This window comes from Vitiosangium sp. GDMCC 1.1324 (assembly GCF_003044305.1).
Classification (GTDB): Bacteria; Myxococcota; Myxococcia; order Myxococcales; family Myxococcaceae; genus Archangium.
In genome coordinates this window covers 191,135-210,947 of record NZ_PZOX01000010.1, presented here as the reverse complement: position 1 = coordinate 210,947, position 19,813 = coordinate 191,135, and the positions used below count along the sequence as shown (strand labels likewise).

Below are 19,813 nucleotides of genomic sequence, written 5' to 3'. Positions count from 1 at the left end.
TCCATGGACACGCTCGGGACGAGCCTCAGAGGTCGATGCGCAGACCCACGCCTGCCTGGACGTTGGGCGGAGCGACGACGATGGGCGGGTTCACCTGCTCGCCCACGCGGGTGGCGGGCAGGTCGAGCGCGAAGCGGAACTCGCCGCCCTTCTGGCCGTAGTTGACGGCGACGAAGGCCTCGACGCTCAGGTAGCGCAGGGCGCGGTGGGTCACATCCAGCCGGGTGGTGAAGGAGCGGTCGGACAGGTTGCCCAGGTTGGACAGGATGAAGTTGGTGTTGTCCCAGGAGCCCGGTCCGGAGAGGAGGGCGTAGACGGCGCCGTAGTGCTGGCCCAGGTAGAAGGGCTGATACTGGCCCTGGAGGATGAGGTACGGGTAGGCCAGGGAGGTGGGGTAGCCCGTCGAGTTGTAGAAGTACTCGACGCCCACGGTGGCGCTATCGTTGTCCGCGTAGGCGAACGTCCAGGTGGCGCCGACGCTGAGCTGCGGGGTGTAGCCGCTGGGGTAGTACGACTCGATGGGGAGCGAGCCCAGGTCGGCGGGAGCGCCGCCGTTGCCCTGGACCTGTCCGAGCAGGTCCCCGATGGAGACCCCTTCAGGCAGCCGGAAGAGGGGTGTATCCGAGCCCTTCTTGAGGGCCATCTCGCCGTAGATGTCGATGGGGCCGAGGCCGGAGGAGAAGTCGAGGCCGAAGCGGGGCTTGCGGCCGCGCTGGAGCACGGCTTCCACACCCAGCTCCGTGGTGCCGAGCACCACCTCGGCGCGAGCCGCACCACCGACGCGGCTGAGCGTGTCGGCGGGGCCGGAGTTGTCGAGCATGCCGACGGCGTAGAAGTTCCAGCCCTTCTCCTCCCAGGGCACGTGCACCTTGAGCATGGTGGCGCCAGTGCGCGCGTCGAAGAGGGCGAGCGGATCCCTCCGCTGGGGAGTGAGGAAGTCGGTGGGGTTCCAGAAGCGGGCGGTGCCCCACTTCACATGCTGCTTGCCGGCGGTGATGAAGAGGGTGTGGCCCACGTCGAAGCGCAGCCACGCCTGGTCGAGCACCACGCGCGGGTCGGCGACGGCGGTGGACGTCGACGTGACGAAGCTGTTCGAGCCATCCCGGCGGGCGGGGTCGAAGGTGAGTCGCCCGAGCACGAAGCCCCGCAGCCGGTCGGTGGGACGGGCATCGAAGTAGCCGTCCACCAGCATGGGAGCGGAGAAGGTGGTGTTGGCGAAGGACACCTCGTCCCGGCCCTGGGAGAGGGCGCGCAGGTAGAAGCGGCCGCCGATCTTCAGCGGATCCTCGACGGCGTCGTCCGTCTCGAAGGCATTGGTGGCCGCGGGGCCGCTGAGCGCCTGCGCGTCCCGGTCGGAGTGGGAAGCAGGCGTCTCGGAAGCCGGCGCCTGCTGAGCGCTGGCCGGGTCGGAGCCGTTGGAGTCACCGAAGAGGGAGCCCTCGTCGGGACGGGGCGCGTCCGCCTTGGCGTCGGCGGGCTTGGCTTCCGAGCTGTCGCCGCCGAAGAGATCCCCCTCGTTGGGACGCTCCTGGGCGAGCGTGGGCAGCGCGGCGAGCGCCGCGACGAGGGCCAGGTGGGTGCGGGCGCTCATCGGCTTTTGCTCTCGAGCCAGGCCTTGGTGAAGATGTTCTCCTCGAGCGCGTGGAGGTCCACGCTCTTCACTACGATGACGGTGGAGTTGGCCTTCTCCACCTCGTCATAGAAGCGCATCTCCTGCGGGTACCAGATGTCGGCCTTCTTGGACTCGCTGAAGAGCTTCATCCACTTGGGGAAGTAGGCGGTGCGCATCAGCCGGCCGGAGAGGGCGAACTCCTGGCGCTTGAGGATGTTGGACGTGTCCTTGTCCACCCACAGGTGCACCACGGGGTAGGCCACGTCCACGCTCTGCTTCACGTTGAGGACGAGCTTCCAGGCGGTGAACTTTCCGAGCTTCTCCTCGCCTTCGAACTTGCCGTCGTACTCCTCGGCCAGACGCGACTCGTCGAAGTCGGCGCGGCGGCTGTCGGTGCCCGCGATGCGCTCGCGCTCGGTGCGCCGCTCCCACTTGCCGGTGTTGGGATCATAGCTCCAGAGGTTCTTGTCCAGCCGCAGGTAGCCCTTGCCGGCCTCGCCCTTGGGCTTGGTCATGAGGATCATCAGCTGATCCTTCGCGTCGCGCCGGTAGATGACGGCCTCGCGCACGACGTCCGTTTTGTCCTTCTCCTTCTGCTCGATGTACATCAGCGACTTGTAGTCGCCGCCGTTGCGCTGGCGGTCATCGATCGTCTCCAGGAGCTTCTTGAGCTCGGCCGGGTCCTTGAGGTCCGCGCGGGCGGCCGGAGCAGCGAAGAGCGCCGCCGCGAGCACGGCGCCGAAGAGGTTGCGCAGGGTCATGATCATCACCCGATGTGGTGCATCGCCGTGACGGGCTTCATCCGCGCGGCGAGGAAGGAGGGAACCAGCGAGATGGCGGTGGTGCACAGTGTGATGAACGTGACGGCGCCCATCACCGAGCCGGGGTTGACGACGAGGTGGAGCTTCTCGGACAGGATGAAGACCTGGACGGCCACCGGGACGGAGAGATTCAAGGCATTGACGGCCAGACACACGCCGAGGCCCGCGGCGGCGCCCACCGCGGTGCCGAGCAGCCCCAGCACGAGCGCCTCCAGGAGGAACATCACCAGCACATACCAGCGCTGCATGCCGATGGCGCGCAGGGTGCCGATCTCCCGCGTGCGCTCGCGGATGGCGATCCACAGCGTGTTCATGATGCCCACCGCGATGATGATGAGCAGCACGAAGGTGAGGATGCCGGTGAGCGCGTCCAGCGCGGACACCGTCCACTTGATGAAGGAGATCTCATCCTCCCAGTTGGTGATGTCCAGCTTCTGCCCCGTCCAGGCCTCTCGGTTGACGGCGTCGAACTTCATGAAGAAGGGCTGGGGGTTGTGCTCCATCATCTGGTAGCCCAGCTCGGGCAGGCGCTTGGTGAGGCGCGCCTGCACGGCGGGGATGGAGGCCATGTCCTTGAGGTAGAGCATGAGGGCGCCGGTGGCGTCCTCGCGCAACTGGTACAGGCCGCGCAGGGTGGAGTTGGGCACGAAGACGTTGAAGGAGCTGAGCATGCCCACGTTGGCGGCGATGGCCGCCACCCGCACGTCCACCGTGTTGCTGGTGCCTCGCATGGTGGGAGCGGAGAGGGTGATGGTGTCGCCCACCTTCACCTCGAGCTTCTTCGCCTGCTCCTCGAAGAGGAGGATGGTGTTGGGCTGGGCCAGGTCATCCAGCTTGCCCGAGCGCACCTGGAGCACCTTGCGGATGCCGGACTCGGCCTCCACGTCGATGCCGCCCACGCCGGATTGGACGGAGCCGGACTCGCTGACGAGCTTCACCCAGCCGCGCGAGCGTTGGACGGAGTAGTCCAGCTCGGGCACCTCCTGGCGGAGCTGCTCCAGCAGCTTGGGGTAGGAGGTGACCACGGGAGCGGACTGGCCCGCCGTCACCTTGTAGAAGCCGGCCACGTTGACGTGTCCGGTCATCAAGGTGGTGGCGGACTCGAGCATCGTCTGCTTCATGCCATTGGACAGGCCCATGAGGATGACGAGCAGGGCCGTGACACCGGCGATGGCGCCGCCGAGCAGCAGCGTGCGGCGCTTGTGGGTGCCGAGGTTGCGGATTGCGATGAGGAGGAGCTGTTGCATGGCTTCACTCGTCCGTCTGCATCGCCCGGAGGGGCGACACCCGGGTCGCGAGGAACGCGGGGTAGAAGGTGGAGAGGGCGGACACCACGAGCACGATGACGAAGGCCTCCACGAGGTTGGACACGTGCAGGCTGGGGAAGAGCCGGGGCCCGGAGAAGAAGAAGTAGAGCGCCTCGTTGCCGGCGGGGATGCCCACGCGGCCGAGCATCCGCATGATGATGCCGCCCACGGTCGCGCCCAGGGTGCCGAACACCAGGCCCAGCACCAGCGTCTCCACCAGCACCATGCTCAGCACGAACGAGCGCTGGGCGCCGATGGCCCGCAGGGTGCCCACTTCGCGCACCCGCTGGAGCGTCGCCATCATCATCGCGTTGTTGATGATGACCAGGGCCACCACGAAGATGATGAAGACCGCCGCGTAGAGCACCAGCTTGGCCACCAGGACGAACTGGCCGATGAGGCCGGAGGCCTTCTGCCAGGAGATGACCCGCAGGGGCAGCCCCGAGTCCTTCGCGGACGCCTGCAGCTCGGCCAGGGTCTGCTCCAGCTTCTCCGGGTCCTTGAGCAGCACCGCGGCGCTGAGCACCACGCCGCTTTCAATCTCCTGCTGCGTGTACACGCGGGTGGCCAGCTCCTCTCGGTGCAGCTTCTGGGCGAGGCCGTCGAGCTGCTTGTCCTCGTCGATGAGGCCGGGGGTGGCCTCGGCCACGAGGGTGGCGCTGCCCTCCTCGCCGAAGAGCGCGGACTCGGCGTCCTCGCGCTTCACCTCCTGCACACCGCTGGCCGCCTGCAGCTTCTCCAGCTCGGCCTTCTTCTCCGCGGTGAGGTAGCCGTACAGCTCGCGGAAGGACATCAGGTCCATCAGGTTGAGCCCGCCGGCCAGCGCGGACTTCTCCAGCCCGTCGAACTGGTAGGTGCCGAAGATCTTCACGTTGATGCTCTGCACGTAGCCGGTGCGCGTGAAGGCGGTGATGGTGAGGTCATCCCCGATGCGGATGCGGTACAGGTCGAGCAGCGGCGCCAGCTCGGAGTAGAACTGCTGGTAGCGCGTGTCGAAGTTGGCGTCATCCATGGCGAGGAAGGTGGGCAGCAGCTTGCCCAGGTCCGTCTCCTGGCTGCCCAACGCGCGCTGGAGGCGCTCCACGGCCTGCTTCGTCTTGATGGGATCCAGCTGGAAGATGATCTCCCGCGTCTGGGACTGGTTCTCCTTCACCCAGCGCTCGAGCTGTGGATCCAGGGCGATCGTCTTGTGGTTGAGGTCGCGCGCCTCCTTGATGAGATCCAACCGGCGCGCCGTCTTCAGCTTGAAGGACTCCTCGTAGAAGAACTTGGACAGGAGCATGCCGCGGCGGCCCTGGGGAACCGGCCCACCATCCACGATGCGCATGCGGTCGAAGGTCTTCTGGAAGTTGACCAGGTCCGTGCCCACGTAGCGCAGGTAGACCATGTCCCCGTCCGTCATCTGGGGGGCGATGCGGTTCTCCAGGAACTCGAGCGAGTCGAACGGAGCCTTGTCGAAGTCCGCCCAGAAGGCTTCGGAGCGGGCGCGGGCCAGGGCCTCCACGTCCGCCGGATCCGTGGCCGCCTCGTCCACGATGGCGCTGCGCCGCTTCATGTCCTCCTCGATCAGGCTGATGATGTGGCGCACATGGGCCTGGAGGCTGTGGATCTGCTCGCGCAGCTCGGGCGTGTCGCCCTGGGCGGCCTTCTTGTAGAGGTCGCGCAGGCGAGCCAGCGTCAGGTCCACCGTGTTGCCGGAGGTGATGAGGGCGCCGCTGGTGCCCATGGGCACCACCGTCTTCACGTTGGGGTGCTTCTGCACCAGCTCCTTGATGTGCGCGAAGTCATCCAGCGCGCTCAGGTCCGGCTCGCCGCCCATCTGCCCGAAGAGCGACAGCTCGTCCTTGGAGCGCTCCGAGTACACCTGGATGTGGCCGGCGACGCTGCCGATGATGCTGCGGCTCATCGCCTCGTCCATGCTGTCGACGAAGGCGCCGCCCACCACCACCAGCACGGTGCCGAAGAAGATGATGCCGCCAATGAGGATGTTGATCTTGCTGACGAACAGGTTGCGCAGGGCCACCTGGAGCAGCAGCTTGAGCTGACTCATCAGTGACCCTCCGCCCCGGCGGCCATGGCCTTCTGGGCCTCGGCGGGGGTGATGCGGTCGAGGATCTTCCCGTCCGCCAGCCGCACCACCGCGTTGGCGTGGTTCATCACCTTGGCGTCGTGGGTGGAGAAGATGAAGGTGGTGCCCTCCTTGCGGTTGAGCTCCTTCATCAGGTCGATGATGTTCTGGCCGGTGACGGAGTCGAGGTTGGCGGTGGGCTCGTCGGCCAGCACCAGCTTGGGCCGGGTGACGAGCGCGCGAGCCACCGCCACGCGCTGGCGCTGGCCACCGGACAGCTCGTTGGGGCGGTGCTTCGCGTGCTTCTCCAGGCCCACCTGCTCCAGCAGGGTCATCACGCGCTGGCGGCGCTCGGGGGCGCTCAGCTTGCGCTGCAGCAGCAGGGGGAACTCCACGTTCTGGAAGACGCTGAGCACCGAGACCAGGTTGAAGCTCTGGAAGATGAACCCGATGGTGTGCAGCCGCAGGTTGGTGAGCTGCCGCTCGGTGAGCTGCTTGGTGTCCTGGCCGTCCACCCTGACGACGCCCGCGGTGGCGGTGTCCACGCAGCCAATGAGGTTGAGCGCCGTCGTCTTGCCGCTGCCGGACGGGCCCGCGATGGAGATGAACTCTCCGGGAAACACCTCGAGCGTCACTCCCCGGAGCGCGGGCACCTCCACCTTGCCCAGGGTATAGGTCTTGGTGACGTCGGTGAGGGAGACGATCGGCTTGGCGCCGCCGGATACGGCAGTGAGCTGGGTCATAGGCGGGTTCGGTCCTTTCAGCGAACCGGGGGAAAAGGGGGAGGGGGTTAGCGGGTTGCGTTCCGGCGCGGGCGCGCGGAAGGCGAGGGGTTGGAAGCCTGGGTGCCGGGCCGGCGTGCGAAGCGGGCGCGCCATCGCTCGGCGGCTCCCATCAGTTCCTGGCGGTAGAAGTCGCAGAACTCCACGGCCTCGCGCAGCTTGTGGCGCCCCTTCAGCTTGGGGCTGGCGAGCGCGTCCTGGCATAGCTGGGCCATAGCGTCCATGGCGGAGATCGCCAGCTCGAGCCGGTGGTCCCAGCCCACGCTGTTGAAGACGTAGTAGTGCCGACGATCTCCCGGGATGCTGGCGGGATCCACGAGGCCGCTGGCCTGCAACTGGCGGATGTTGGTGGAGACCGAGGCCGGGCTCACCTTCAGCAACTCGGCGATCTCTCCTGGCGCCAGCGGCTTGTCGGCCACCAGCAGCAATCCGAGGAGGCGGCCACCGATGCGCGGCACACCCTGGCGCTCGAAGAACAGGCCCATCGACTCGATGAACCGCTCCTCGTCTGCGCTCACGCTGTCCTGACGCATGTGCCGCTCCCCCCCCGGACTGTGGAAGTCGCGCACTCGTCTACTGATGTCAGGACGTTCAGTCAATACTGAAGGAACTGATGTCCGACCCGGTGGGACCGGGTGGGTGTGCGCGGCGGTGGCGGCTTATCGCTACCCCGTCCGCCGTGCACGTCACGAGAAGCTCACGGCACCGGTGGTGCCGCGAGCTTCAGGTGTCTCGGCATGGGAAGACACCCTACTTGTTGATGTCGCCCTGCTGGCCGGAGCCCTGCTGGCCGGAGCCGCCCATGGTGCCGGAGCCGCCCACGTCACCGCCCACGTCCTGGCCCTGCTGTCCCTTGTTGATGTCCTGGTTCAGGCCCGAGCCACCCGTGTCCTGGTTGATGCCCTGGTCCGTCCCCATGCCGCTGCCGCCCATGCTGGTGTTCAGCGAGATGGACTTGGCCAGGTTGTTGTCCTTCTCCACGGTGAAGCTGGTGCGGACCTGCTGGCCTTCCTTGAGGTCCTTCGCCTTCTTGATGGAGGGGTCCTCGAACTTGGTGTTCTTGTCGACCTTGACGGCGATGATGCCGTTGTCGGTGCGCAGCTTCAGCTCATCGCTGCTGCTCTTCACCACCGTGCCGACGATCTGCTTCTCGCCCGCCATCTGGCCGGCCTGGGCGCCCATCTGTCCCGCGCCGCCGTAGGCCTCGCTGCCCATCTGCTGGCTGCTCTGAGTGTGCTGCTTGCCCTTCTCCTGGTTGTTTGCCAGGGCCAGGCCAGAGCTCAGCAGCGCCACGGACGCGAACAGCCCCACAAGCTTCTTCGTCATGGATGTATCTCCTCGTCAGGCGGTGGCCGTGCCCCCCATGGCCGTGCCCCCCGCTGGGCAAAACCTAGGTGCGTTCGGGGTAGCGGCCAGGGAGGGCGTTGGAAACGGGAGTGCCCGTTCCCTCCCCGGCCGTCCCTTTCTGGAGCGTCTCTCTGCCTGGAGAGCAGGCGGCTTGAACCCGGTGGGGCTTTCCCCTACCGTCGAGTCACCCGACCGCGCCGGCCTCAACGCCGGCACTGACAGGAGTCGCCTTCCACCATGCCTCCGCCGTCCAAGCAGCAGCCCGCGCCCGCCGCCGAGCCCCTGCCCGCGCCGTCCTTTCCGGCCATCGAGTCCTTCATCGAGCGTGCCAGCGCCGAGGAGGTCCAGTCCCTCTTCGCCCCGGTGAAGACCGAGCTGGCCAACCTCAAGGGCCCCAAGGCCGAGCACGCCAAGAAGGTCCAGACGGCCATCTCCCGCACCGAGGAGTTGCTCGGCGTGCTGCTGGAAACGCGCGAGCGGCTGGTGGCCGAGTCCAAGTCCAAGGGCCGGAAATAACTGGCTTTTTTTCGACCCGAGCCACTTTCTGGCGGATCAGACGCAACTGTGCCGGGCGATCACCGATAATTCGTGAAATGGGAGTGCTGGACCCCCCCGCACTCCGAGTCCTTTGGTCGTTTCATCGCCTGGAGAGGATCCATGAAGATCGACAGCACCCTGAACATGCCGCGGATGTCCACCAACGTGACCACGGCGCGCGTGACCCCGGACACGAGCTTCGCCGCTCGCGTGCAGTCCGGCGTGGGCACCGCGGCCAACGCGGTGGCCGGTGGCGTGGGAGTGGTGGCCAACCTGGTGCCCGGTGGCTCCGTGGTGTCCGCCGCGGTGTCCTCGCTCACCACCTTCGGCAACAGCACCGGCTCCGGCTCGGCTCCCTACGTCGGCGCGGCCCTGTCCTCGGGCGGCGCGCCCATGAACACCACGCTCAACAGCGGCGGTGGCGTCTCCACCCTGGGCGGCACCACCGGCAGCAACGGCCAGATCGGCAACGTGGGCAGCGGCACGGTGGGTGGCGAGTTCAACGGCGAGATGCAGAGCATGTTCGCCGAGCAGAAGAAGCTGCTGGGCGTCCAGATGTCGCTGCAGCGTGAGAATCAGGTCTTCAGCACCATTTCCAACGTGATGAAGACGCGGCACGATACGGCCAAGAACGCGATCGGCAACATCCGCTAGCGCTCGGCCGCTGGCGGTCTCACGGGTCTGGTGCCTGGGGGGTGGGCAGGGTTCCACCCCTCCGGGCCCGGGCCGGGAAAGGAAGCAGACGTCACATGGCGGAGACTTCGGAGATTTCGGGCAGCCTCGTTCCGCTCGCCAAGAAGGAGGCGATGATCCTCCTCGAGGCGGGCTACCTCTGGCTCGACATGGGCCAGTTCGACAAGGCGCGTGATGTCTTCGCCGGGGCGGCGGTGCTGATGCCCAAGAGCGAGGTGCCCCAGCTGGCGCTCGGCTCGCTCGAGTTCGCCCAGGGCAGGCACGACAAGGCGTTGCAGGCCTACCGCGCCGCCCAGCGGATCGCCCCCAACTCCGGCCTGCCTCGCGCCCATGCGGGCGAGGCCCTGCTCTTCATGGGCAAGGTGCCGGAGGCCCTGAAGGAGCTGAAGGCCGCCATCGACCTGGACCCGGAAGGGGATGGGGCTCGGCTGGCCAAGGCGCTCATCGATGCGAAGGAGGCGGGGGCCCTGCCGCCGCCCGCGTCCAAGAAGTAGGATGCATCAGGAAGTCAGGATGCATTGAGAGGAGGAGATGCCGATGTCGGTCGGTGGAGTCGGACGAGGGGGCGGAAAGGGACGCGCGGGAGGCGCCAAGGGGGCCTCCGGCAAGGCGCCCGCCGGTAAGGCGGGGCCATCGACGTTCGGCGGAGCGGTGGATCGCACTGCGGGTCTGGTGGGTCCCTCGGGTCTGGTGGGCTCCGGCAATGTGCAGGGGCCCCAAGCCACGGATCCCATCACCGCCCAGGCGCTCGCCATCGCCAAGCAGCTCAAGAACGGAGACTTCAAGAGCAAGGACGAGGCGACGCGCAAGCTCATCGCCGAGGTTCTCAAGGAGAAGTTGCGGATGAAGTCGGCCGCCTTGACGACCAAGATCGCCGACGCCCTGCAGGATGACCCTCGTTTGAATCAGGCCCTCGAGCGGTTGTGGTCGAAGGCCGAGTGAGCGGCACTCTTGGGTCTCGGCGAAGACAAGAAGGTCCTCCTGGAGAAGTACGGCCCCTACGTCCGGTCGCTCGCGTCGACCGTGCGCAGGCAGTTCTCCGCCCAGCTCGAGCTCGATGAGCTCATCGCCTACGGCCAGATTGGCCTGCTGGAGGCCGCGGACCGCTTCGATCCCAAGGTCGGAGCCAATTTCCTCACCTTTGCCCACTACCGCATCAAAGGCGCCATCTACGATGGGCTGCGCAAGATGGGGGTGCTCAAGGGTGGAGATGCGCGGAGCGCCTACATGGGCGAGCGCGCGACGGCGTATTTGGGAAATCTTTCGGATCGCGAGCAGGGAGGAGGCAACCGCGGAGGGTCCATTGACGATGATGTCATGGAGATTTCCAACGCGGTGGCGGGGCTGGCGATGGTGTTCGCGACCAGCCTCGAAGGTGCGGATTCGCTGGGGTTCTCGGACGAGTCCCTGCCGGTGGATCAACGGCTGGAGCTCGAGCAGCAGCGGGTGAGGGTGAGGGCGGCGATCGAGAAGCTGCCGGAGAAGGAGCGCCGGCTGCTCCAGGGCTACTACTTCCAGGGCAAGACGCTGGAAGAGGCGGGGTCGGAGATTGGGCAGTCGAAGAGCTGGGCGTCGCGTCTGCATGCGCGGGCGATTGAACGGCTCAAAGAGCTTTTGAACGAGGAGGAATCTTCCTCCCCTGCGGATTCAAGGAGGCAGTCACATGGCGGGTCCGATGGCCGGCGTCTCGGCGGCGCAGATCGCCCAGCAGAAGTTGCAGGATCAGGGCGCGCAGCAGGTCAACAAGCAGGGGGCCTCGAAGTTCGACGCGGCTCTCGCTAACAAGGCTCAGGCCGCGGGTGGGCCGGAGCAGGTGAACCAGGCCCAGGCCGCGCAGAAGACCCAGCGCGCCGAGCAGGTGCGCCAGACCGAGGCCGTCAACAAGACGGAGAAGGCGGCGCTCAACAAGGTGAACACGGCTCAGCAGCCCGCCACCGCGCGCGGCGCCGAGGCCGTCTCCGGCAAGCAGGAGACGAACAAGACCGGAGGCATGCTGTCCCACGTGGTCAGCGAGCTGGAGAAGGGCCAGGTCAACATGGACAAGCTCATCAAGGCGGGCGCGTCCGGGAAGAACTTCTCCAACTCCGAGCTGCTGTCGCTCCAGGCCGGCATGTACAAGTACACCCAGGAGCTGGACCTGACGAGCAAGGTGGTGGAGAAGGCCACCAGCGGTCTCAAGGACACCCTGAAGACCCAGGTGTAGTGCTCGGCCGGCCTCTGCCGGTTCACGAAGGGCGTCTCCTCGCTGCGAGGGGGCGCCCTTCCTCGTTTTCCGGGCTGTTTCCGGCTTGGCTCTTGTTGGGAGCGACGTCGTGCCTCTAAGCTAGGCGCGCCCATGACGCTTCGACCGTACGCGCTCGCCGCCCTCCTCGCTCTCGCGGTGGGGACTGGCTGCACCATCGACCTGCAGCACGACCTGACCGAGCAGGACGCCAACGAAATCTACGTCCTGCTCAGCAAGAACGGCATCGCCGCCACGAAGGTGAAGGAGGAAGGTGGCAACGAGCTGAAGTTCCGCATCCAGGTGCCCAAGGCGGACGCGGCCCAGGCCGCCGAGCTGCTGCGTGCGTACTCGTTGCCGCGCCCCATGGAGAAGGGCCTGAGCCACTTCGCCAAGGGCGGCATGGTGCCCACCGCCACCGAGGAGCGAGCCATGTTGCTCAAGTCGCTCGCCGGTGAGGTGTCCAACGCGCTCAACCAGATTGACGGCGTGTTGGAGGCCCGGGCCATCGTGATGATCCCGGAGAACAATGATCTCACCCAGCCGGAGAACAAGCCGATGCCGTCGGCGTCGGTGTTCATCAAGTACCGGCCGGGGCCGAAGAACGAGCCTCCCATCAAGCGCGAGGACATCCAGCAGTTTGTCTCCACCGCGGTGCCGGAGCTGAAGCCGGCGGCGGTGACGGTGCTGCTGACGCCGGCGTTGCCGCCCGACGCGGAGGTGGGCCCGGAGAGCCGCCTGCAGGACGTGTTCGGCATGCGCATGACGGCGGGCAGTGTGAGCCAGTTCCGCACGATGGCCGCGGTGGCCGTGCTGCTCATCCTGGCTTCCATCGGTCTGGCGGTATGGCCGCTGCTCCGGGGTGGGGGAGGAGGCGCCGCCACGGCCCGGGCTCGGCCCAAGCGCGATTGATACGAGTCCCGTCTGTCGTTTCCCTGGAACGCCTTCCACCCGCGGGGTGACCGTTGGACCAGTTCTTCACCTCGCTGAACAAACGACAGACGATGATGCTGCTGACCGCCATCACCTTTGGCGGTCAGGAGGGCGTCGCCGCTCTGGAGCATCTGCCCGAAGAAGAGGCGGAGCTGCTCCAGCACCGCGCCCAGGAGATCCTCCAGATTCCGCGCGAGAAGCGCATCCCGCTGCTGGTCCAGGAGATCAAGCGGCTGGTGAAGGACCGGCGCGGGCAGCTGTGGAGCGCGGAGCCGGAGCGTCTGGCGGGGCTGCTCAAGCGCGAGCGCGCCGCCCTGGTGGAGGTGGTGATGCGCGCGCTGCCGGGGCCCCTGGCGGACGCGGTGCGCTCCCACCTGCCGTCCGCGGGCAAGGTGAAGCTCACGCGCGAGGTGCGGCCCCAGGTGCTGGACATCGTGCGCTGGAAGCTGGAGGAGCGGCTCTCCCGCGAGTCCTCGCCGCACGTGCCCTTCAAGTTCACCGACGTGCTGCTGCTGCAGACGCGCGAGCTGCTCACCGTGTGTGATCGGCTGGGCGCTCGGGTGCTGGGGCCCGCGCTGGCGGGTGTGCCGGACGCCGATCGCGAGCCGGCCTTCACGGGGCTGCCGCCCCACCTGCGCCAGCTCGCCACGCGGTCCGTGACGGCCAATGCTCCGCGCAAGCTCGCCGAGGAGGACGCCCGGGCGCAGCTGGCGCAGTACGGAGGCCTGGAGAATCTGGCCGCCGCCATTCGAGGGGCCGGGGTGCACCGGTTGGCTCGCGCGAGCGTGGCCCAGTCCGCCGAGTTCGCGGCGCGCCTGCTGGAGAAGCACCGCGGCGACTTCGGGCAGATCCTCACGAAGTGGGTGCGCGAGGAGCGCTCCAGGCCGACGACCCGCGGCGACGGAGGCCGCACGGACATCGTCACAGACCTGGAGCGGCTCGCGGCCCGGGGCCTCATCGATCGTCCGGTGCGGCTCACCCCGCCGCGTCCTCCGGCCCTCGGGCCTCCTCCCGCCAGTGGCGGCAAGGGGGTGGTCGCACCCGTTGCGAGCCGGGCTCCGGTGGTGTCGCGTGAGGGGCGCGCGGGAGCCAGCTCGGAGGGGTCGGTTCGCCGGTCCGTGTCCACCCAGTCCCAGTCGTTGTCCGGCGTGCGGAGGGATCCCATCGCCGAGCGCGAGGCACGCCGGGCAGGGGCCAGCTCGAACTACGCGGGACGTGGGCAGGAGGCGCCTCCGGAAGCTTCGCCCTCGCGGGTGAGCCGGGTCGGGACCAACTTGAGCTCCGCGGGACGCGGGCAGGAGGTGCCTCCGGAAGCCTCGCCCTCGCGGGTGAGCCGGGTCGGGACCAACTTGAGCTCCGCGGGACGTGGGCAGGAGGTGCCTCCGGAAGCCTCGCCCTCGCGGGTGAGCCGGGTCGGAGCCAATCTGAGTTCCGCGGGACGTGGGCAGGAGGCTCCGCCGGAAGCTTCGCCCTCACGGGTGAGCCGGGTGACTCCTCGGAGTGCCCGGGATGGCGCGGATGTGAAGCCGGACCCCACCGGGGCGCGCATCGGGCCACCGCCGTCGCGGACCAGCGCCGGAGCCAGCCCCCGGTCCCGCGTCAACGAGCCGCCCGTGGCGGACGGGGAGGGTTCGCGCATCATCCGTTCTCCGATAGCGCGCACCTACAGCCGCGGCTCCGTGCCCCGGGCCGAGTCCCAGGTGGAGCCCGAGCGCCCGCCCAGGGTGCTGGGGACCAGTACCAACCTGCCGGCGGTGCGGCCCGAGGGGGCACAGGCCCCCCGGCGCGAACGGCCGGGAGCGCCGGGTACGAGTGGGCGTGGATCGCGGGGCGGATCGCGCTAGCATCCCCCCGCTGACAAGGAGCTTTGCATCATGGCGATCGGCAAGGTGATCAAGGGCGATTCGGGGGCCGAGCCGCTACCCGGCGGGGATAGGCCCGTCTTGCGTCCTCCACGTCCGGGCGTGATGAACGCCGAGGTCTTCGATGCCCGGCAGACCGCCCAGGGCATCGTCGAGGAGGCGCAGCGGGAGAAGGAGCGCATCCTCTCCGAGGCCCAGCGGGAGCGCGAGGAGCTCCTGGCGAAGACCCGCGAGCAGGGCCGGCAGGAAGGACTGGCCCAGGCCACGGAGACCCTCCTACGCGCGAAGATGCAGGCCGGGGAGCTCCTGGCCCAGCAGGAGCGGGACGTCATCTCACTGGCCTGCAAGATCGCGGAGAAGATCATCGGCCGTGACGTGGAGAGGGACCCCTCGCTGCTGGTGGACATCTGCTCCAAGGCCATCGAGGAGCTGCGCAGCGCCCGGGCGGTGGTGCTCCGGGTGAATCCCAAGTCGGCGGCGGTGCTGCGCGCCCGCAAGGCGGAGCTGATGGAGCTCATCGGCCGGGCGGTGGACGTGGCCATCAAGGAAGACCCGGATGTGGCTCCGGTGGGCTGCATCGTGCAGACGGAGTTCGGCAAGGTGGACGCGCAGCTGCCCACCCAGTTCGAGATGCTCCAGAACGTGCTGATCCCGGATCAGGGCAAGAAGGAGGGCCCTCCGTAGGCCATGGTTCTCGATCTCTCGCGCTACTACGCGCTCATCAAGGAAGCGCCGCTGTACCGGGTGCGCGGCCGCGTCACCGAGCTGACGGGTCTGGTCATCAAGGCGAGTGTGCCCGGCGTGCGCGTGGGCGAGCTGGTGCTCATCAAGGGCGCTACCCGCTCCGCGGTGAAGGCCGAGGTGGTTGGCTTCCAGGGGGACGAGGTCATGCTCATGCCCCTGGGCGAGCTCCAGGGCATCGGTCCGGACAGCGAGGTCATCCCCACCGGCCGGCCGCTCGCCATCAAGTGCGGGGACGAGCTGCTGGGTCGCGTGCTCAACGGCATCGGCGAGCCCATGGACGGCAGGCCGCTGCCCGAGGGCCTGCTCGACTGGTCGGTGGACCGTGACTGCCCGGACCCCTTCACGCGCCAGCGGATTGAACGGCCCCTGCCGCTGGGCGTGCGCTGCATCGACGGGCTGCTCACCGTGGGAGAGGGCCAGCGCGTGGGCCTCTTCGCCGGCTCGGGCGTGGGTAAGTCCACGCTGATGGGGCAGATCGCCCGGAACACCCAGGCGGACCTGTGCGTCGTGGCCCTGATCGGCGAGCGTGGCCGCGAAGTTCGCGAGTTCATCGAGGACGCCATGGGCGAGGAGGGCATGAAGCGCTCCGTGCTGGTGTGCGCCACCTCGGACCAGCCCAGCCTGGTGCGTCTGCGCGCCGCCTACGTGGCCACGGCCATCGCCGAGTACTTCCGCGAGCGCGGCGGCAACGTGCTCTTCATGCTCGACACGGTGACGCGTCTGGCCCGCGCCCAGCGTGAGATCGGCCTCGCTATCGGTGAGCCCCCGGCACGTCAGGGCTACCCGCCCAGCGTGTTCTCCATGCTGCCGCGCATCCTCGAGCGCACGGGCAACTCGGAGAAGGGCAAGTGCACCGCCATCTACACCTGCCTCGTGGCCGGCGGTGACATGGAGGAGCCCATCGCCGACGAAGTCCGCGGTATTCTCGACGGCCACTTCATCCTCAACCGTGCCTTGGGCGAGCGCAACCAGTGGCCCGCCATGGACGTGCTGGCCAGTCTCTCCCGTGTGATGAGCGGCATTGTCTCCAAGGAACACAAGAAGGCCGCGGGCAAGCTGCGCGAGACGCTCTCCACCTACGAGAAACAGCGCGACCTCATCCTCCTGGGCGCCTACCAGTACGGCACGGACCCCCGGACGGACTACGCCATCGACAAGTACGACGCCATCATCGACTTCCTCAAGCAGGACACCCACTCCAACAGCCCCTTCGAGGAGACTGTCGAGAAGCTCATCGGTCTCTTCGAGGAGTGACGTCCCGGGGGCATTCCGGGGTAGGATCTCCCCATGCCCCCCTATCGGTTGCAGGCCCTGCTGGACATACGCGCACGCGCGAAGGAGGAGGCCGAGAATGCCTTCTCCGACGCCGTCAAGGCCGCGGAGAAACAGAAGGCCGAGCTCAAGCGCATGGAGCAGGAGCTCGAGAAGCGCAAGGCCGAGCGCAAGCAGAAGGTCCAGGAGTACCTCCAGCAGATCCTGGCCAAGGGCAACGCCGGCCCCAACAGCTTCACCATGATGAACCGCTACGAGGAGCGCCTCAAGGACGAGGAGGCGCAGCTCGCGCTGGAAATCGAGCAGCAGAAGGAGGCCGTCAAGGTCGCCGAGAAGCTGGTCGAGCAGCGGCGCCGGGAGATGGCCGAGGCCGCCAAGGAACTCAAGGCCATCGAGAAGAACAAGGAGAACTTCCAGAAGCAGGTCCGCGCCGAGCGCCAGGCGAAGGAGGAGCTGAACCAGGAGGAAATCGGGAACACCTTGTTCCTGATGCGCCAGCGCAAGTAACCTCGGGTTCCCCCCAGGTGGTGACGCGATGAGCCGAGTCGAAGACGATCGTCAGGCGCAGAAAGCTGCGGAGCGGCTGGTCCAGGAGAAGCGTCTCCAGGAGTCCAAGGCGAAGCAGCGCCAGGAGGGGGAGTCCACCTTCTCCAAGCTGGTGCAGCAGCAGCAGGCCGCCCAGACCCAGCAGCCCAAGCAGCCCCAGCAGCAGCAGAACCTGGGCAAGTCCGTCCTGGCGCGTCTGCAGCAGGAGGGCAAGTCGGGAGAGCTGCGCAGCCAGCAGCGTCAGACGGGCCAGACGGCCGGCGAGCAGGGCCAGGTGAACCAGGGGCGGCGGCAGGATCAGGGCGTGGTGCAGACGCGCTCCGAGTCGCGTACGGCGGACGCCAAGGTCACCCGCGAGACCCAGGACGAGCGAAGCGAGGCCTTCAACAAGGACGGCGACAACTCGGCGTTGGGCGCCCAGGTGAGCCGGGACGGCAAGGGGGCTCTCAGGGCGAACGCGGACGGCGGCGGTGGCAAGGGCAGCGGGGACGGCAAGGACAAGAAGGAGGGCTCGCCGGAGATGGCCGCGGGCTTCCGGTTCAACCCCGCGCTGATGGCCCCCGTGCCGGTGGCGCAGCCCAAGCCCTCCTCGGGCTCGGAGCGGCTGCGCGCCATCGCCAACGAGATCGCCCAGAAGATCGTCGAGCGGGTGCGCGTGGGCACCAACGCCGCGGGCAACGCGGAGTTCCAGATCGACCTGCGCAACGACGTGCTCAGCGGCCTGTCCATCAAGCTCACCGCCAAGAACGGGAAGATCCAGGCCGTCTTCAGCGGCAGCAACCGTGAGGTGCTGAAGATGCTCGAGGAGCAGCGCGACGGGCTCAAGAACGCGCTGGCCGGACGCGGCCTCACCCTCGAGGAGCTGCGGGTCGAGGCGAAGACATGAGTCTTGATGCGGACGACGGGCACGGCTCGCAGGAGCGGACCATGGTGGTCGACGCCCGGCTGCTGAAGCGGTCGTCGAAGACCTGGCGGCCCTACACCTTCTCCAAGCTGGAGAAGGTGTCGCTCAACGAGTCCAGGCTCGTCGGGCGGCTCAAGTGGCTGACGCCCAAGCCCGAGGCCGCCGAGGCGCTGTGTGCCCGGCTCAAGTCCATCTTCGACACGCAGGTGGGTTTCACGCAGGAGTCGGTGCGGGTGCTCGCGCCGGCCGAGGTGCGCCGCCATCTGGCGGAGCCCACCTTCCTGTCCTTCCTGGTGCCGGGTGCGCATCGCGGGCGCGCCGTGCTGGAGGTCGAACTGGCCCTGGCGCACGCGGCGGTGGACACGCTGCTGGGCGGCGCGGGCGAGACGGTCGGTCTGCGGCCCCTCACGGACATCGAGGAAGGGGTGGCGGGCTTTGTCCTCCTCGAGGCGCTCAAGGCGCTGGCTCCGGGGATGGATCCGGGACAGCCCAAGCTGCGGCTGGAAGGCGTGGCGAGCGGGGTGGACGAGGCGGCGGCGCGGTTGGGCGAGGAGGGGCCGGTGCTGATGGTGCAGCTCCGGGCGAAGCTCGGCTCCCAGGACGGGATGGTGCGCCTCTTCGTGCCCTCGGGCGTGATGGAGGCGATGGAGCCGGCTCAGGAGTCCGAGCAGCGGCGGGCGATGCTCCAGGTGGACAGGCGGGCCCACCTGGGCCGGCTCTCGGCGGTCCGCTCCTGGGTGCGCGCGGAGATCGGCCTGGCGGAGATCTCCAGCCAGGACCTGTCGAGCCTCCGGGTAAAGGACGTGGTGCTGGTGGACGAGTTCTCGGCCCGGCCGGACCGGGGCGAGGAGGGCACCGCGCGGCTGCGCCTGGGCCTGGGGCGCCAGGGCTACATGAATGCCGAGGTCTTCGTCGAGAACGGCGAGTACCAGGCGCGCATCACCGAGGTGGTGCTCGGTGAGCAGCCCTTCCTCCAGCGCAACGTGCCCTCCGAGTCGGACGAGGCCGCGGCGGAGTCCCTGAGCGAGTCCGGAGAGTCGGGGGATGACGAGGAGTTCACCAACCCCGAGATGAGCAACCCCCAGGCGGAGAGTGGAGCCGTGGACGACAGAATGGATTCGGGAGAGCTGCTGGGTGACATCCCGCTGCAGATCTCCGTGGAGCTGGCCCGGGTGCCGGTGACGGCGGACCAGGTGGTGTCCCTGCGGGCCGGTCAGGTGCTCGAGCTGCACCGGGCGCCCGGCGAGGCGGTGGACCTGTCGGTGAATGGCAAGGTGATCGCCCGGGGCGAGTTGGTGGAGATCGAGGGGCAGCTGGGTGTGCGGATTCTCTCGCTCGCGGGCTGAGGTCCGCTCTCGGGGCCTGGGAGCCGCCGTGGCATTGCAACGAGGAGAGCAGCGTGTCGCGGTGGGGTGACCCAGGCAGGCGAGCGATGAGGCGGAGCAGGGGAGCGGGGGCCCGTGGCGGTCTCCTGCCCGATGCACTAGCCTCGCGGCCCATCATGGCAGTGTCCCCCCTCTTCCCCCCGCGTCCGGCCGTGCTGGTGTGCGCGTGCGTTCTGCTGGCGTCACTGGCCCGGGCCGAGGCCCCCGTCCCTGGCGCGCAGCCCCCTCCGGCCCCCGAGGTACAGGCCGTGAGCCCCGGTGCGTCCGCTCCGGCCCCCGTTGCCCCGGCTCCGGCCGCCACGCCACAACCCTTCACCGGCGAGCATTCGGGAGCCTCGCTGCCACCGGGCATGGAAGAGGAGCCCGAGAGCCTCGGGTGGATGCTGACGCGCACGCTGCTGCTGTTCGGCGCGGTGGTGGCCTCCATCTACCTCACGCTCAACGTGGGCCTGCGCAGGCTGATGGGCCTGCAGGGCGTGCCCATGGGGCGGCCCTCGGTGGTGTCGGTGGTGGAGCGCGTGCCGTTGGATCAGCGCCGCACCCTCTTCGTGCTGAAGGCCGCGGACGAGTACCTGCTGGTGGGCGGTGGTGAGGGCGGTCTGCAGTTGCTGTCGAAGCTCGACACCGAGGCGGTGGAGCGCATCCGTTCCGAGCGCCCTCCGTCCAACGTCATTTCCCTGTCTCCCTTTCTCCAGAAGCTCCTCGCCCGCCGCGACGCCACACAGCCGGGCGCCACCCAACCGAGCGGCACCCAGCCGCCGGGCGCCTGACGAGACGAC

At 68.2% G+C, this 19,813-nt stretch carries 21 protein-coding genes; 14 read left to right on the top strand and 7 right to left on the bottom strand.

Annotated elements, in window-relative coordinates:
- Window positions 1-25: 25 nt before the first annotated feature.
- The 7 genes from DAT35_RS28235 to DAT35_RS28205 all read right to left on the bottom strand — a co-directional run bounded on the left by DAT35_RS28235 (window position 26) and on the right by DAT35_RS28205 (window position 7,916).
- On the bottom strand, window positions 26-1,591 hold the full coding sequence (locus DAT35_RS28235) for a hypothetical protein (RefSeq protein WP_108070662.1): 1,566 nt from the start codon (window positions 1,589-1,591) through the stop codon (window positions 26-28).
- The gene (locus tag DAT35_RS28230; RefSeq protein ID WP_108071001.1) at window positions 1,588-2,373 is read right to left on the bottom strand and encodes an outer membrane lipoprotein-sorting protein; all 786 of its coding nucleotides are present in this window, start codon (window positions 2,371-2,373) and stop codon (window positions 1,588-1,590) included. The genes DAT35_RS28235 and DAT35_RS28230 overlap by 4 nt, the downstream gene beginning before the upstream one ends.
- Before the next feature lie 5 nt (window positions 2,374-2,378).
- Window positions 2,379-3,680 (bottom strand): FtsX-like permease family protein, encoded by a 1,302-nt coding sequence (locus tag DAT35_RS28225; protein WP_108070660.1) that lies wholly within the window; start codon window positions 3,678-3,680, stop codon window positions 2,379-2,381.
- A gap of 4 nt (window positions 3,681-3,684) precedes the next feature.
- Window positions 3,685-5,790, bottom strand: coding sequence for an FtsX-like permease family protein (locus DAT35_RS28220; protein ID WP_108070658.1), 2,106 nt, complete (start codon window positions 5,788-5,790; stop codon window positions 3,685-3,687).
- Window positions 5,790-6,551, bottom strand: a complete 762-nt coding sequence (locus DAT35_RS28215) for an ABC transporter ATP-binding protein (protein WP_108070656.1) — start codon at window positions 6,549-6,551, stop codon at window positions 5,790-5,792. The genes DAT35_RS28220 and DAT35_RS28215 overlap by 1 nt, the downstream gene beginning before the upstream one ends.
- Window positions 6,552-6,598: 47 nt before the next feature.
- Window positions 6,599-7,123, bottom strand: coding sequence for a GbsR/MarR family transcriptional regulator (locus tag DAT35_RS28210; protein ID WP_108070654.1), 525 nt, complete (start codon window positions 7,121-7,123; stop codon window positions 6,599-6,601).
- A gap of 217 nt (window positions 7,124-7,340) precedes the next feature.
- Complete coding sequence (locus tag DAT35_RS28205) at window positions 7,341-7,916, bottom strand: hypothetical protein (protein ID WP_108070652.1); 576 nt, start codon at window positions 7,914-7,916, stop codon at window positions 7,341-7,343.
- Between the two features lie 258 nt (window positions 7,917-8,174).
- Here DAT35_RS28205 and DAT35_RS28200 point away from each other — a divergent pair, with 258 nt between their 5' ends.
- The 14 genes from DAT35_RS28200 (at window position 8,175) to DAT35_RS28135 (ending at window position 19,804) form a co-directional block, all read left to right on the top strand.
- Complete coding sequence (locus DAT35_RS28200; RefSeq protein ID WP_108070650.1) at window positions 8,175-8,453, top strand: hypothetical protein; 279 nt, start codon at window positions 8,175-8,177, stop codon at window positions 8,451-8,453.
- A gap of 141 nt (window positions 8,454-8,594) precedes the next feature.
- Window positions 8,595-9,128: a hypothetical protein gene (locus tag DAT35_RS28195; protein WP_108070648.1), complete on the top strand. Its 534-nt coding sequence runs from the start codon at window positions 8,595-8,597 to the stop codon at window positions 9,126-9,128.
- Window positions 9,129-9,223: 95 nt separating this feature from the next.
- Window positions 9,224-9,661, top strand: coding sequence for a tetratricopeptide repeat protein (locus tag DAT35_RS28190; RefSeq protein WP_108070646.1), 438 nt, complete (start codon window positions 9,224-9,226; stop codon window positions 9,659-9,661).
- A gap of 43 nt (window positions 9,662-9,704) precedes the next feature.
- Window positions 9,705-10,109 carry a hypothetical protein gene (locus tag DAT35_RS28185; RefSeq protein ID WP_108070644.1) on the top strand — a complete coding sequence of 135 codons (405 nt, stop codon included), beginning with the start codon at window positions 9,705-9,707 and terminating at the stop codon, window positions 10,107-10,109.
- Between the two features lie 9 nt (window positions 10,110-10,118).
- Window positions 10,119-10,949 (top strand): sigma-70 family RNA polymerase sigma factor, encoded by an 831-nt coding sequence (locus tag DAT35_RS28180; protein WP_108070642.1) that lies wholly within the window; start codon window positions 10,119-10,121, stop codon window positions 10,947-10,949.
- 31 nt (window positions 10,950-10,980) lie between these two features.
- Window positions 10,981-11,370, top strand: a complete 390-nt coding sequence (locus DAT35_RS28175) for an ATP-dependent helicase HrpB (protein WP_108070999.1) — start codon at window positions 10,981-10,983, stop codon at window positions 11,368-11,370.
- A gap of 132 nt (window positions 11,371-11,502) precedes the next feature.
- A complete protein-coding gene (locus DAT35_RS28170) occupies window positions 11,503-12,300 on the top strand; it encodes a type III secretion protein (RefSeq protein ID WP_108070640.1) in 798 nt (265 codons plus the stop codon).
- A gap of 53 nt (window positions 12,301-12,353) precedes the next feature.
- Window positions 12,354-14,165: a hypothetical protein gene (locus DAT35_RS28165; RefSeq protein ID WP_108070638.1), complete on the top strand. Its 1,812-nt coding sequence runs from the start codon at window positions 12,354-12,356 to the stop codon at window positions 14,163-14,165.
- 30 nt (window positions 14,166-14,195) lie between these two features.
- Complete coding sequence (locus DAT35_RS28160; RefSeq protein WP_108070636.1) at window positions 14,196-14,867, top strand: FliH/SctL family protein; 672 nt, start codon at window positions 14,196-14,198, stop codon at window positions 14,865-14,867.
- A 3-nt stretch (window positions 14,868-14,870) separates the two neighbouring features.
- Window positions 14,871-16,181 (top strand): type III secretion system ATPase SctN, encoded by a 1,311-nt coding sequence (gene sctN, locus DAT35_RS28155; protein ID WP_108070634.1) that lies wholly within the window; start codon window positions 14,871-14,873, stop codon window positions 16,179-16,181.
- A gap of 33 nt (window positions 16,182-16,214) precedes the next feature.
- Window positions 16,215-16,706 carry a flagellar assembly protein FliH gene (locus DAT35_RS28150; RefSeq protein ID WP_108070632.1) on the top strand — a complete coding sequence of 164 codons (492 nt, stop codon included), beginning with the start codon at window positions 16,215-16,217 and terminating at the stop codon, window positions 16,704-16,706.
- A gap of 28 nt (window positions 16,707-16,734) precedes the next feature.
- Complete coding sequence (locus tag DAT35_RS28145) at window positions 16,735-17,631, top strand: flagellar hook-length control protein FliK (protein ID WP_108070630.1); 897 nt, start codon at window positions 16,735-16,737, stop codon at window positions 17,629-17,631.
- Window positions 17,628-18,995 carry a type III secretion system cytoplasmic ring protein SctQ gene (gene sctQ, locus DAT35_RS28140; protein WP_108070628.1) on the top strand — a complete coding sequence of 456 codons (1,368 nt, stop codon included), beginning with the start codon at window positions 17,628-17,630 and terminating at the stop codon, window positions 18,993-18,995. The genes DAT35_RS28145 and sctQ overlap by 4 nt, the downstream gene beginning before the upstream one ends.
- A gap of 155 nt (window positions 18,996-19,150) precedes the next feature.
- The gene (locus tag DAT35_RS28135; protein WP_108070626.1) at window positions 19,151-19,804 is read left to right on the top strand and encodes a flagellar biosynthetic protein FliO; all 654 of its coding nucleotides are present in this window, start codon (window positions 19,151-19,153) and stop codon (window positions 19,802-19,804) included.
- The last annotated feature ends 9 nt before the right edge of the window (window positions 19,805-19,813 follow it).

Coding starts and splice junctions, on each gene's coding strand:
- DAT35_RS28235 (WP_108070662.1), bottom strand. CDS start 1,591: ATGAGCGCCCGCACCCACCTGGCCCTCGTCGCGGCGCTCGCCGCGCTG.
- DAT35_RS28230 (WP_108071001.1), bottom strand. CDS start 2,373: ATGACCCTGCGCAACCTCTTCGGCGCCGTGCTCGCGGCGGCGCTCTTC.
- DAT35_RS28225 (WP_108070660.1), bottom strand. CDS start 3,680: ATGCAACAGCTCCTCCTCATCGCAATCCGCAACCTCGGCACCCACAAG.
- DAT35_RS28220 (WP_108070658.1), bottom strand. CDS start 5,790: ATGAGTCAGCTCAAGCTGCTGCTCCAGGTGGCCCTGCGCAACCTGTTC.
- DAT35_RS28215 (WP_108070656.1), bottom strand. CDS start 6,551: ATGACCCAGCTCACTGCCGTATCCGGCGGCGCCAAGCCGATCGTCTCC.
- DAT35_RS28210 (WP_108070654.1), bottom strand. CDS start 7,123: ATGCGTCAGGACAGCGTGAGCGCAGACGAGGAGCGGTTCATCGAGTCG.
- DAT35_RS28205 (WP_108070652.1), bottom strand. CDS start 7,916: ATGACGAAGAAGCTTGTGGGGCTGTTCGCGTCCGTGGCGCTGCTGAGC.
- DAT35_RS28200 (WP_108070650.1), top strand. CDS start 8,175: ATGCCTCCGCCGTCCAAGCAGCAGCCCGCGCCCGCCGCCGAGCCCCTG.
- DAT35_RS28195 (WP_108070648.1), top strand. CDS start 8,595: ATGAAGATCGACAGCACCCTGAACATGCCGCGGATGTCCACCAACGTG.
- DAT35_RS28190 (WP_108070646.1), top strand. CDS start 9,224: ATGGCGGAGACTTCGGAGATTTCGGGCAGCCTCGTTCCGCTCGCCAAG.
- DAT35_RS28185 (WP_108070644.1), top strand. CDS start 9,705: ATGTCGGTCGGTGGAGTCGGACGAGGGGGCGGAAAGGGACGCGCGGGA.
- DAT35_RS28170 (WP_108070640.1), top strand. CDS start 11,503: ATGACGCTTCGACCGTACGCGCTCGCCGCCCTCCTCGCTCTCGCGGTG.
- DAT35_RS28160 (WP_108070636.1), top strand. CDS start 14,196: ATGGCGATCGGCAAGGTGATCAAGGGCGATTCGGGGGCCGAGCCGCTA.
- sctN (WP_108070634.1), top strand. CDS start 14,871: ATGGTTCTCGATCTCTCGCGCTACTACGCGCTCATCAAGGAAGCGCCG.
- DAT35_RS28150 (WP_108070632.1), top strand. CDS start 16,215: ATGCCCCCCTATCGGTTGCAGGCCCTGCTGGACATACGCGCACGCGCG.
- DAT35_RS28145 (WP_108070630.1), top strand. CDS start 16,735: ATGAGCCGAGTCGAAGACGATCGTCAGGCGCAGAAAGCTGCGGAGCGG.
- sctQ (WP_108070628.1), top strand. CDS start 17,628: ATGAGTCTTGATGCGGACGACGGGCACGGCTCGCAGGAGCGGACCATG.
- DAT35_RS28135 (WP_108070626.1), top strand. CDS start 19,151: ATGGCAGTGTCCCCCCTCTTCCCCCCGCGTCCGGCCGTGCTGGTGTGC.